We start from the raw sequence: 12,725 nt of genomic DNA on the forward strand, positions 1-12,725 counted from the left end.
ATGGCCAACTCGCGCTCCAGGTGCGCACACTCACGTATTGAACCAGGAGTGTTCATGCCCGATATCGACCACGGCTCGGCGATTGAACGGAAAGTAATGATCGATCAGGGCCATTTGCTGGTCGACATAAGCCTGATCCCACAGGTGATGAGTGTTTGAAATGTTGGCGCCCGGCTCGGCATTGAAGCAAAGCCGATAGTAGTCGGCGCGCTCGACGGCGACCACATCGTTGAGCACACCGGGGCCTGTGAGGCGGAACAGTTCACGTGCGTAGGTCGGCATGTCCATGGCCGCTTCCCTGGGGTTGCCGAGGATGCCTTGGGCATCGACATAGGGCCGGACCTGGGTAAAAAAGCCTGGGTTTTGCACAAAGCGCAGCTGCATCTCCTTGGAAATTTCCTGCAATACCGGATTGTTGGGATGGGACGCGAAAATGCTGCTGTTGTAGCCTGAAAACCCTGCCATCTGCTCAGTGACCTTGGGCCCAAGCAGCAAATCGTTAGGTGCGGCCAGCAATTCGATATCGTTGATATCCACCTGAAAGGTGTCATCGACATCCATGTAGATACCACCATGATGGTCGGTCAAGGGATAGCGCAACACATCGGAGGCTGCCGAGTAATTACGCCCGGGCCCGTGCATGACGGTGGTGTACTGCTGGTAGTTGTCCGATTGCGAGAACATGCTGAAAAACGCGGTGTCCCGTAAGGGCGCTATCACCAGCGAGGGCGCGGCCCGTTGCAGCTGCTCCCGAATTTGTGCCAGTACCTCGGCGTCTTGTATATCGACATGCAGGGTCGACACATAACGACTGCTGAGCCGGCAGTTATGGGCGATGTTCTCGATCAGTCGAGGCGACGGCACGGCATGGCCCAGCCATAGGTAGTGAATGTTCGCAGGAATCGGCGCAAGGTCGCTTGGAAAGACCGGGAGCCTGGGCAGTTGCACCGTCTGCATTCTTGCAGGCGCCGGCAGGCTGTCCTTGACCGCGCGCCATTGCGCGACAGGACCGGTGACCCATTGGCCCTGGGCATTGCGCCAGGTGGGTGTAGTCGGCTGGCCGCGCCAATCGATCAACCTCCAGCAACCTTGCTGCACCATGAAAATCGCTTGGCAATCCTGCTCTGGCCCCAGGTGAACCCAGCCGATGTTGGGCATGTCATCGGCAGGAATGGCGACCTCATGCACAGGTGCCAGCTGTTGTTGCGGCGTGCGTGGCAGGCGGCACAGGCCGCTGACGCTCAGCATGTGACCTCCCAGGCCTGGCGCGAGGCGTTGAAGGTGACTACCGGCCCCTGCATCTCAGCGCTGTGGACCCGCCATTGCGTGGTATCGGGCAGCGGGCTTACAGCGTAGGGATGGCCCTGCATGAGGATGTAGGTGTGCCGGTTTATCGTGTAAAGGTTCATGACGGGGGGGACGTCCGAAAGATCAATGCCGTGGGCGACCAATTGGCGCTGTTGAGGGATAGTCAGAGCGTTGTGGGTGACAGACAGGTTTGGCTTGAAGAAAGCCAGCGCGTCGGCCTGCCTGAATGCGGCCAGGGTGGTCAGGTCCTGTGAGCGCAACAAGTCGCCGGAGGTGCCCCCCAGGGGCGGCAGGTTCAGGCCGTTGGCAAGCTGCGATGCATGGAGTTGCCCACGAACGAAACGCGAGCCGGCGCGTGCCAGCGCCACGCCTTTGATACCGCCTTGAAACAGGAATATCGCCGGTCCCAGCGGGTTGGCGGCCTGAGCAAAGCCTTTGGCCAGCACTGCACCAAACTCCCGGGCACCCTGGGCGGTTTGCGCCGCCTTGAGCGCCAACCGGGAAATCCCGAAGGAGGTCGAACGCACGACCAGGCGTCCCACTTGGACGTAAGCCCTCACGGCATGCAATACGGCACTGCCAAAAGGCACCAGGTAGCTCAGCGCTTCCAACCCGGCGAACAGGAAGGTTCCGGGGGTTACGGTGCCGCGGCTGATGTCCAGGTATACCGAATAGCCGGGCACGAAGAAGCTCGCCAGGCGCTCGTTGCTCGCCAGTAGACTCTCGCGGTAGCGCTCATAGGGTGTCGGCTCACGCAAGACGTCATAGGCCTGCTCGACGGCTTTGCCAAAGACTTCGTCGACCATCTTCTGGCTGAGAAAGCGGATTTTTCCATCACGATCCAGTGCGCTGACCTGGCGAGCTACTGTGTAGAAACCAACGTCCAGTTCGGGTTCCGCGAGAACCTTGCCGGGACGCCCTTGAAGGTAGGCATCCTGGTCCAGATCCGGCACTGCGCTCATGTAGGGCGATTCGTGATAGATGGCGTCGGCCGTAGGGGGCGAGAACTTGTAGTTGACGCGAATTCTTCGCGTGCCGTTGCGTCCCAGCAGGCGAATCGTGCCCGATGCAGAAAAGATTTCGTAGGCGTACTCCTGGTCATCCTTCTTGTAGAGTGCGATCAACCCGTGGCAGGCGGTCTGGCGTTGCCCCTGGGGATCCTTGAAGGACACCTTGATGAATTTGTAAGCCCCAAGGATCCTGTCACGGTCCAGCGCCGGCAAGTCGTGCAAGGCCAGGACCATGCGCTCTACCTGGCCTTGCAGGTAGTTTTGCTTGAAGTCCTGGTAGCGCTCCTCGAACGCTGCTTGAAGCGCACAGCCGCCGTCGATATCAGGGACAAAACCCAATTCGCTGACACCGAATGCACGCTCTACACCACAGGTCATATAGCGTTCGAGCGCGGTCATGCGCATCGAGCGACCAAGCTCGTGATAACCCTTCACAAAAAATCGCAGTACCTGGCTTTCAGTGAATGATGACCGGCGTTGCAGGTTCAGTTCCGGTTGCGACTTCAGACGTTCCAGGGCCATGGATTTGCGCACGGGAGGCACTTGTGCCAGCTGGGTAAAGGTTCTGGCCTCAAGCATTTGTTGCTGTTGCAAATGCAGCAAGGCTGCCAATGACTGATCCGGCCCGACCTGGTCAGCGTTAGTCTGCGCGATGACGCCCCGGCACATCGCAAAGTGCAAGGTGGCGACTTGGCCACTGACGGCAATCGCCAGTTGTGCTGGTTCAGGCAATTGCTCGAATGGGCATTGGCTGTAGAAGCTCATTAGCTCCTGATAACGGTGAATCAGCGAAGAACCGGGGCGAAGTTGTTCTGCCAGGTTGACCGCATGACGGAACTGGATGGCGCTCAGGCTCTGTCCGAACAGCAGAGTGTCAGGCACATTGCGGACCAGCAACTCCGGTGCATGCTCACGACACAGCAAGGTAAAGGTCAACGCACCTGCCCCACGGGCGCTGCTTTGCTTAAACGTGGCCTGCAGGTGCTGGCGCAGGTGTAGACGTACCTGCTCATGGGTACGCTCTCCCAGCGCCACGGTTAACAGGTTCAGCCCGCAGACATGCCCCAGGGAGCGGCTGGCCACCGGCTCGATATAGTTGGTCAACGCCTCGAGCGCCATGGCCCTGCGCAGTGGGGGCGATTGGCGGTGCTGGGGATCCATTGCCCGTTCGAGCCGGTGAAAACCCGGAAAGTCAGACAGTAAGTCGAGGAACAGCCCGTGGGTCAGCAGGTAAGGATCCGTGTGGGAAGGGGCGGTTGCTGCTGGGTACACAAGGCTGACCTGCAAGTAATCGCACAGGGCATCGATGTCGGGAGGCGTGCTCCTGGCGCCGATGATTGAAGCAATCATCAAGCTGGCGGCCCGTACGCGGGCCTGAGCTTCGTCCAGCACGGTGGAGCTATAGCTGAGGTCCAGGCGCTCGGAGGCGGCGGGATTCAGGCCCAGCAAGCCTGGAGTCACCAGGTCGGCGGTATGTCGTGCCTGTTCGCGGGTCGCGTCGCGAGCAAGTAGTTGCTCCATGACGAAACACTTGTAGCCACGGCTATCGGGAACCTCCCACTGCGCATTCAGCCGATGCAATTGATGGCGGTAGATCTTTTCGATGACGCTGAAGGCGAGCGCTGGGGTGATGGCGCCCTGGGCAAAATAATACGGCGTTCGGTTCAGCACTTGGCCAACACGCTCGATCGTTTGCGGGCTGGCCAGTGCTTCAAGCATCAGTTGACGACGTTCGGTGTCTGTCAGTGCTCCAGTCCTTAGAGGAGGCATGTCGAAAAACGTCAAGGCCAGGGCATTGCCGTCGCGACCGGCTTCGTTGCGGTGCGCCGTCCAGGCATTGAACAACTGTTGGTCGGCGATCTTTTCGACGAGCCGCAGGTTACGTTCGGCCACCCATGGGGCCAGATCCTGGACGCGGGATGTCTCAAGGGCGGCATCCAAATGTCCGAGGAATGCGAGCAGGCCTTGGTCCAGTACCGACCCCTTGCCGGTTTCAACGGCAAAGTTGAGGTTTTTATCTTGCATTGCCAGCGTGGCGTCGATCAGTTCGCCGACCAGGTCCGAGGCAAGCGGGTACGCGTGAAGGGATACTCGCTCGATGCTGTCACGCAGCGCGCTGGCCAGATGCAGGGCGTCGTGCCTGGTCAGGCATCCCAGTAATGGACCTGCTCCTGGCGCCTGAGCCAATTGCTCAGTGACGTCGCGGTTCAGCGCTGTCCACCCGGTAAATACCTGCAGCCCTCTGGTCGGCGTCACACAGATGATCGGGCCTTGCAGTTGCTCGACGTCTGGCGCATCCGCCAGAGCGGGCGTGATGAGGAAGCAGCGATTGAGTACGCAGGTACGAAAGCTCGCGCGGTCTTGCAATGCCAGGGTATGGATGCGCGCGGTGGTCGGGTCTTCAAGCGTTGTGGACAGGAATTGATAGTGCGCAGTTTCCAGCGTGCCATCCAGTACGCCCAGGCGTGCAGCATCCTGCAAGCGTGCCGTCAGCTGGCTACCCCATGCCTGTTTGCTGGGTGTGTTCCAGTAGTGCTTGAGGTCGTCTAGCCACCTTGCCGTCCAGTTGCGCAGGAACTCGAGGAGACCATCGAACAGGGTGCGGCTGACGGGCAGGAAGGCGTGGAGTTTGAAATTGCTGTAGTTGACCGGTGCTTCCCTGAGCAAGTCCGCGCTGCTGACTGGGCTCGACGGGCCGTCCTGCTGCTGGACGTGAAGGTCCTGATACAGGGATATCCAGAGGGTTTTCCATTCGAGACCCTCAGGCGAGGTCGTGTTGGCGCGCAGCATCTCGGTGATCAATTGGGCAACCGGTTGGTTGTACGACAGCGCGATAGCCGGACGTTGCGTGATCGGGTCGAGCATGATCAGGGCCGGGTCATCTTCTTCTGCAGCGTGTACCCGCATCGAGTAAATGGTTGTCGGATCGAGGGTCGGAGCAACTTTGCCGATCAGCTCGGTGAGCGCTTTGATCAGCGTTGCCTGCGCGCTCGGCTGCTGGGCAAACAAGCCGATCTGCTCGAAGCGGTTATCCAGCATTCGCCCAATCTGCTGGCGTTGCAGTCCGCGTACGTGGTGAGCATCGACGATGCTGGCGAGTAGGCTGATCTGATCGTTATCCAGTACATAGGCGTTGTGGTTGTGCTCCAGGGCCCGGGCAAAAAAGCTGGCTCGGAACTGGCGTCGCGCTGCGCTATCCGGGAGCGAATCGGGATAAGCCGCACGGTCGGCAAAGTCCCGCCAGATGGTCGAGGCCAACTGGTACATGAACTCCAGCATCCACTCGGGACCGATGGTATCCAGGGCGCGGCCCGTGGCCCGGGCCGCGATCAACCGGGTTGCCTTGAGGTTGAGCAGCAGTGGCAGCACGCTGCCGTCGGTCCATTGGCCTGTACTGTCGGGCGCCGTGGCACTCAGGGCGCGATGAACATCGACGCTCGTCAGGTAGCCCAGCATCTGCCGGGCTTGCATGCTTTCCAGGCTACTGATGGACGGATCATCGAGGTGGGTGAGGTAGGTGCGGATCGTGAGCGGAGTGAAGGGTTGCATAGTGGGCTCCCGTTAATTGTGAGCTTCACTATCAAAAGAACCGAACCTGGTAATGCGGTACATAGTTATCGCTTGCCAATGTGTTTTCGCGTGGTGTTGCACAGCACTTTGTAGGAGCGAGCCTGCTCGCGATGGTCGCTAACGATGACGCGTATTGCCTGAATACACGCGTAGTCTTTTGCGCACGAATGCGGTGCGTCGCGGTCGTACCCTTCACAGGGCCCAGGCCCAGCGCAACGGGGAGACGTAATGAGCCAGGATGTACTTGCCACTGAAACCAATCGCCGGCAGTTGCAGCAAATCATCGCCGGGCTGTCCGATGGGGTGATTCTGCTCGATGCCGACAAGACCCTGCTGTGGGCCAATGACGCGGCGCTGGCCATGCACGGGGTCGAGCGGATCAGCGATCTGGGGTCCAACGCCCGCGAGTATGCCCGGCGATTCACCCTGCGCTATCGCAACAACCATCCGGTGTTGGTGAAAAACTACCCCATCAGCCGGGTTGCCAATGGTGAGACCTTCAGCGATGTGGTGGTCGAAGTCACGCCGACCGGCGACCCGGAGCGTACCTGGGTGCACCGCATCCGCAGCATGATCCTCACCGATCAGCAGGGTGCGCCGGAATCCCTGGTGTTGATCCTCAGCGATGCCACTGAATGGGCCAGCGCCGAGCAGCGCTTTGAAAAAACCTTCAACGCCAACCCGGCCCCGGCGGTGATCTGCCGCCTCAGCGACCTGCGTTACCTCAAGGTCAATCAGGGTTTCGTGGAAATGACCGGCTACTCACGCGAGCAGATCATTGGCCGTTCGTTGTACGAACTGGACGTGCTGGAGGACGCCGAGCGCCGCGACCTGGCCATCGAACGCCTGAGCCAGGGCATTACCGTTCCGCAAATGCAGGCCGACCTGCGCCTGCCCGATGGCAGCCGCAAATTGGTAGTGGTGGCCGGGCAGCCGCTGGACCTCAACGAAGAACCGTGCATGCTGTTTTCCTTCGTCGACCTGGAATTGCGCCGCAGGGCCGAAACCGCGCTGCGCCAGAGCGAGGAGCGGTTCGCCAAGTCATTTCGCATGAGTCCGGTGCCGACCCTGATCTGCAGCGCCGAGAGTCTGCAGGTGGTAGACGTCAATGATGCCTTCCTCAACAGCATCGGGTACGCCAGTGAGACGCTGCTGGGCAAGACCATCGATGAGCTTGGCTTCTTCGCCACCCGAGATGCCGCCAGCCAACTGTTTGCTACGTTGAAGAGGCTCGGCAGCGTGGAAAGCGTCGACCTGCAAGTGCGCAAGCAGGACGCGGTGTTGATCGACTGCGCGGTCTGGGCCGACACGGTGAGCATCCAGGACCATCCTTGCTATTTGCTGGTGCTGATGGACATCACGGAACGCAAACGCACCGAGCTTGAACTGGTGGCGGCGATCGAGGAGGTGATGCAGGACGCCTCCTGGTTCAGCCAGACCCTGATCGAAAAGCTGGCCAACGCCAAGAGTGCCCATCGCAGCCACCGGCCGAGCGTGGCGTTTACCGAACTTACCGCACGTGAGCGCGACGTGCTGGGCTTGATCTGCGAAGGCCTGGCTGACAAAGAGATCGCCGCGCGGCTGCAACTGGCGCCCAATACCGTGCGTAATCACGTGGCTACGCTGTACTCCAAACTGGCCGTGCACAGCCGTAGCGAGGCTATTGTCTGGGCCCGTGAACGTGGGTTGTTTGCTGGTGAGCGGCGGCTGAAAAGCCCGCAATAAAGGTGCAAATGCACTAGTTGCGACAGTGCAAATTGAGCTTCTGCAACGGCTCGCCAGTTCATAGGCTGTCAGGGTGCGCATCGTCCATCGGACGTTTGCCGCTTCCTTTCAGCCCAGCCCAATGGACGCCTGCCGTGATGACCCAAGCGCAACTGCGCAGTTACATCGAACAAGCCCTGGCCCCGCTGGCCTGTGCCTTCAGCGTGGATGCCGATGGTTGCCTGACGCTGCGAGTGTTCGAAGCGCAAGACGGTCGGGTGCACCTGGTGGTGACCGGGATCAAGCCCGGCCGGCTGACCAGCGCCAGCGACCTGGCGCAAATGCTCGAAGAGCTGCGTTACGAGCTTGGCGCTACCCGCCTGGGGCAGGCCGACAGCGCTTGAGCCTGGGTTTGCCGTTGAGGAACCATCGAGTGCTGAACTATCTGGAACCCTTGCGGCTCTACAGATCAGGCCCTCTGTGGCTTACATTGGGCTGAACTCCTCTTAACCCGACTCGCAGGCCACCTCATGCACACTTTTTTGAGATCTGCTTTTGCGCCATTGCTGTTGCCACTCTGCGCGGTTGCCATCCTCAGTGGCTGCGCCAGCCCACCACCGCCAGTGGTGGTGCAAGCCCCGCCGGTCAAGACCTGCAACACCGCGCAAGATACCCAGGTGCTGGGCCAGGCCCGGGCGGAGGGGGAAGTGACCCGGGTCACTACTACCACCCGTTGCATCACTCAGTAGCCGGCAACAAGCGCTGGCGGCAATCGAGTGTCAGGCGCGCACCGCCCAATTCGCTGACCCCGACGTCCAGGCTGAAGCCGTGCAGATGGACGATGGCGGCGACAATCGACAGGCCCAGGCCGAACCCACCGTTCTGGGCGCTGTCGTCGACCCGGTAGAAGCGCTGGAATACGGCCGTGCGTTTGTCAGCGGGAATGCCGGGGCCGCAATCGTGTACTTCGATCCGGCAACTGCCGGCATTGTCGCTGGCCCGTACCTGCACCTGACCGCCGGCCGGGGTGAACTTGATCGAGTTGCTCAGCAGGTTGGACAAGGCCTCGAACAGCAGCGCCCGGTCGCCGGTCAACGCCGGCAGGCTGGGCGGTGCCTGCAGGCTCAAGGTCAACTGGCCTTCTTCGGCGAGGGGCAGGTAGAAGTCGTGCAGTTCCTGCAGCAGCGGTAGCGGGTCGAACAACAGGAAGCCGGAACGCCGCTGTTGATCCTCCAGCTCGGAGATCCGCAGCAATCCGCGAAAACGCGCCATCAAGGTGTCGGTCTCGGCAATCACCTGATCCAGTTGCGCCGCCTCGGTCGAGCCTTCGGCTGCTTGCTGCTGGATCCGGTACAACTGGGCGCGCAGCCGGGTGAGCGGGGTGCGCAGGTCGTGGGCGATGTTGTCGCACACCCCCTTGACCTCGTTGACCAGGCGTTCGATGCGTTCGAGCATGGCGTTGACGATGGCGGCCAGCATGTCCAGTTCGTCGCGGCGGCTGGACAGCGGCAGGCGGTGGTTGAGGTTGCCGGCGACTATGGCTTCGGCGCTGGCCTGCAGGGCGTGGATGCGGCGCAGGGGGCGGCGGCGTAACAGGTACCAGCCGGCAATGCCGGGAATGATGGTCAGCGATACACCCCAGAGCAGCGCATGCAGGATGATTCGGTTCACGGCAAACAGTGAACCGTTGTCGCGCGCCAGCACCAGCCAGCGACCATCCAGGGTCGGCGTTGCCACGGCGTCGCAGCTGTCCGGGGGGAGGCGTGGGTCATGGGGGTCGGCGCAGTTGGCGAGTTCATGCACTTTGCCGTCCAGCGGCAGACCCTCGGGGATCTGCTGGATCAGCCCGTGCAGGGGGCGGTGAAAGGCGTCGAACAGGCCGTAGGCATCAACGCCGCGTTGGTCGAAGGTGGTGCTGGCGATCAGCGCTTCATCCAGTTGCTCGCCGTGAAAGCGCGAGAACAGGTGCTGGCGTTGCATGATCGAATGCCGGGACAGGTTATCCAGGTAGCTCGACACCTCGTAGTACATCACGCCCATCAGCAGGCAGCTCCAGACCACGAACAGTGCACTGTAGAGCGCCAGCAGGCGGCTGCTGGAGGAGCGCCAGCCTTTAGACGGGTTCAGCAATGACATAACCCGAGCCTCGCACGGTGCGGATCAGTGGCAGCAGCCCCGGTGGGTCGACTTTCTTGCGCAGGCGGCCGATGTGGACGTCGATCAGGTTGGTGCCGGGGTCGAAGTGGTAACCCCAGACTTCTTCGAAGATCATCATCCGCGAGAGGATCTGCCCGCTGTTGCGCAGCAGGAATTCCAGCAGTTTGTATTCGGTGGGCAAGAGGATCAGCAGTTGCCCGGCGCGGGTGGCTTCGCGGCTGATCAGGTTGAGTTCCAGGTCGGCTACCTGCAGGGTGGTTTCCACGCTCTTGACGGTGTTTTGGCGGCGCAGCAGGACTTCGACCCGGGCGGCCATTTCATCGGTGGCGAAGGGTTTGGTCAGGTAGTCGTCGCCTCCGGCGCGCAGGCCGCGTACACGTTCGTCGACATCGGACAGGGCGCTGATCATCAGGATCGGGGTTGACACACCCATGGTGCGCAGGGTGGTGACGATAGCCAGGCCGTCGAGTTCGGGCAGCATGCGGTCCAGGGTGATCAGGTCGTAGTCGCCGCTGACCGCGCGAGCCAAGCCTTCGCGACCATTGGCTACCCAGTCTACGTCGAGGCCGTGGCTGCTCAGTTCGGCGACGATCTCCCGGGCGGTGACTGCGTCGTCTTCAATGGTCAGGATTCGGGTCATGGGGTTGCCTGAGAGTGGGTGAGTTGCCTGGCGTAGTGTGCCAAGAAATGGGGGTTGGGTTGCTAAATTAAAGTTTATGTAGGGTTGAGGGGCGGGGGGGTATTGCCTAACGCCCACTGGCAGCAGAGCTACAAGCGTAAGTAGTGCATTAAGCCCGCTCCACGGGGGCGGTTGTTGCAAATTGCATGGGTGGAAAATCGCTGAAGTTTTCAACCGATTGAAATAGAAGAATTTATTCAAAGTTAGTCGCTGGCATGTTGACTGCAATATCAGGTCTGAAGCGTTGCAACAGTCTTCCTCATGCCTGGAGCACTACAACAATGAATAGAACCTCTGATATGTATCCGGCCGATCTGCCAGCGTCGAGTGCGCTGTCGGGGGTGTCCTGGGCGGCGATTTTTGCCGGGGCGGCGGCAGCGGCAGCGCTGTCGCTGATTCTCGTGGTGCTGGGTTTTGGCCTCGGATTTTCCGCGGTGTCGCCGTGGGCCGGGAGCGGGATCAGTGCCAAGGGCCTGGGGATTTCGACTATCGTCTGGCTGGCTTTCACCCAGATTGTTGCCTCCGGGGTCGGTGGCTATATCGCTGGGCGGTTGCGGGTGAAGTGGTCGAACATGCATGGCGATGAGGTGTATTTTCGCGACACGGCCCATGGCTTTCTGGCTTGGGCGGTGGCGACCCTGGTGACCGCGACCCTGGTGGTCGGTTCGGTCAGCAGCATCGTCAGTGGTGGGGTGCAGGCCGGTGCCAGTGTGGCAGGCGGGGCGGCCAGTGCCATGACCATGGCTGCGGGGACCGCTGCCAGCCAGGGCGGCGCGGATGATTACGGCTATTTCGTCGACAGCCTGTTTCGTGATGATCGTCCAGCGGCGGTGAGCGACGATGCCGCCCATGCCACCGTGACCCGGATTTTCGTGCAGACCCTCAGCCATGACGGTCAACTGGCGGCGGAGGATCGTACCTACCTGGCCCAACTGGTGGCCCAACGGACCAACCTGACCCAGGCGGATGCCGAGCGGCGGGTCGATGAAGTGTTCGCCAAGGCGCGCAAGGCGGTCGAGGATGCCAAGCTGGCGGCCAAGCAAGCAGCCGATACTGCCAGCAAAGTGGCGGCCTGGACCGCACTGTGGATGTTTGTCGCACTGTTGTGTGGTGCTTTTTTTGCGAGCCTCGCCGCTACCTTTGGCGGTCGTCGCCGGGACGCGGTGGTGTACCTGGAACCGGCCGGCTATATCCCGGTCTCTGCGCCCACTGCCATTCGTTGATTGAGGAGAACTACCATGCGCTCACTCCTGCTGTTTTTCCTTGGCGTGCCAATCCCGATCATTATCCTGATTGCCTTGTTCATGCATTGATCCTGCTACAAGGCGGAACCCACCGCGTCTGCCCCTGGCAGGCGCGGTTTTTTTGCGCCCGGTACTTGGCAAGGGCAGTCCTGTTTTTGGCCGATGCGGCGCCTACGGCTGGGGGCATCGGCTTGGTATAGTTCGGGCCTTCATTTCTGTGCCAGCAAGGACTACTGCCATGCCCGAATATCAAGCCTTCCGCGTCGAACTGGCGGACAACATCGCCCATGTGCAGATCAACCGTCCGGAAAAGATCAACGCGATGAACGCGGTGTTCTGGACCGAGATCATCGAGATTTTCCAGTGGATCGACGACACCGACGAGGTGCGCGCGGTGGTGATCAGTGGTGCCGGCAAGCATTTCTCCTCGGGGATCGACCTGATGATGCTGGCCGGGGTGGCTAACGAAATGGGCAAGGACGTGGGTCGCAACGCGCGCCTGCTGCGCCGCAAGATTCTCGCCTTGCAGGCCTCGTTCAATGCGGTCGACAACTGTCGCAAGCCGGTGTTGGCGGCAATCCAGGGGTATTGCCTGGGTGGGGCCATTGACCTGATCAGCGCCTGCGACATGCGCTATGCGGCCGCCGATGCGCAATTCTCGATCAAGGAAATCGACATCGGCATGGCTGCCGACGTCGGTACCCTGCAACGCTTGCCGCGGATCATCGGTGACGGCATGCTGCGTGAACTGGCTTACACTGGACGCACCTTTGGTGCCGAGCAAGCGCGTGAGATTGGCCTGGTCAACCGGCTCTACCCGGACACCGAGAGCCTGCTGGACGGGGTCATGGGCATAGCCCGCGAGATCGCCGCCAAGTCGCCAATCGCTATCGCCGGTACCAAGGCAATGATCAGCTACATGCGTGATCACAGCATCAACGATGGCCTGGAATACATCGCCACCTGGAACGCCGCCATGTTGCAGTCCAACGATCTGCGCGTGGCCATGGCCGCCCATATGAGCAAACAGAAGCCCGAATTTCTGGATTGAGC

The 12,725-nt window shown here is 61.0% G+C and carries 9 protein-coding genes; 5 read left to right on the plus strand and 4 right to left on the minus strand.

All coding sequences use genetic code 11. The annotated features are described in order from the left end of the window. Positions 1-30: 30 nt before the first annotated feature. Both PspS04_RS12435 and PspS04_RS12440 read right to left on the minus strand, forming a co-directional pair. Positions 31-1,248: a glycosyltransferase gene (locus PspS04_RS12435; RefSeq protein ID WP_159995576.1), complete on the minus strand. Its 1,218-nt coding sequence runs from the start codon at positions 1,246-1,248 to the stop codon at positions 31-33. Then, complete coding sequence (locus tag PspS04_RS12440) at positions 1,242-5,867, minus strand: hypothetical protein (protein WP_159995578.1); 4,626 nt, start codon at positions 5,865-5,867, stop codon at positions 1,242-1,244. Before PspS04_RS12440 ends, PspS04_RS12435 begins: the two co-directional genes overlap by 7 nt. 249 nt (positions 5,868-6,116) lie before the next feature. Between PspS04_RS12440 and PspS04_RS12445 the strand changes: the two genes are divergently transcribed. The 3 genes from PspS04_RS12445 (at position 6,117) to PspS04_RS12455 (ending at position 8,341) form a co-directional block, all read left to right on the plus strand. Further along, positions 6,117-7,613 (plus strand): helix-turn-helix transcriptional regulator, encoded by a 1,497-nt coding sequence (locus PspS04_RS12445; RefSeq protein WP_159995580.1) that lies wholly within the window; start codon positions 6,117-6,119, stop codon positions 7,611-7,613. A gap of 137 nt (positions 7,614-7,750) precedes the next feature. Then, positions 7,751-7,996, plus strand: coding sequence for a DUF1652 domain-containing protein (locus PspS04_RS12450; protein WP_159995582.1), 246 nt, complete (start codon positions 7,751-7,753; stop codon positions 7,994-7,996). A gap of 126 nt (positions 7,997-8,122) precedes the next feature. Continuing rightward, on the plus strand, positions 8,123-8,341 hold the full coding sequence (locus tag PspS04_RS12455; RefSeq protein ID WP_143501188.1) for a hypothetical protein: 219 nt from the start codon (positions 8,123-8,125) through the stop codon (positions 8,339-8,341). Here the strand turns inward: PspS04_RS12455 and PspS04_RS12460 are convergent. Continuing rightward, a complete protein-coding gene (locus tag PspS04_RS12460) occupies positions 8,331-9,728 on the minus strand; it encodes a sensor histidine kinase (RefSeq protein ID WP_159995584.1) in 1,398 nt (465 codons plus the stop codon). The genes PspS04_RS12455 and PspS04_RS12460 overlap by 11 nt on opposite strands. Next, the gene (locus tag PspS04_RS12465) at positions 9,706-10,389 is read right to left on the minus strand and encodes a response regulator transcription factor (RefSeq protein ID WP_095168383.1); all 684 of its coding nucleotides are present in this window, start codon (positions 10,387-10,389) and stop codon (positions 9,706-9,708) included. Before PspS04_RS12465 ends, PspS04_RS12460 begins: the two co-directional genes overlap by 23 nt. Before the next feature lie 320 nt (positions 10,390-10,709). Here PspS04_RS12465 and PspS04_RS12470 point away from each other — a divergent pair, with 320 nt between their 5' ends. Together PspS04_RS12470 and PspS04_RS12475 are read left to right on the plus strand one after the other, a co-directional pair. Next, complete coding sequence (locus PspS04_RS12470) at positions 10,710-11,651, plus strand: hypothetical protein (RefSeq protein ID WP_159995586.1); 942 nt, start codon at positions 10,710-10,712, stop codon at positions 11,649-11,651. Positions 11,652-11,910: 259 nt separating this feature from the next. After that, on the plus strand, positions 11,911-12,723 hold the full coding sequence (locus PspS04_RS12475) for a crotonase/enoyl-CoA hydratase family protein (protein ID WP_159995588.1): 813 nt from the start codon (positions 11,911-11,913) through the stop codon (positions 12,721-12,723). The last annotated feature ends 2 nt before the right edge of the window (positions 12,724-12,725 follow it).

Origin of the sequence: Pseudomonas sp. S04, from assembly GCF_009834545.1 — a bacterium.
Lineage (GTDB): Bacteria > Pseudomonadota > Gammaproteobacteria > Pseudomonadales > Pseudomonadaceae > Aquipseudomonas.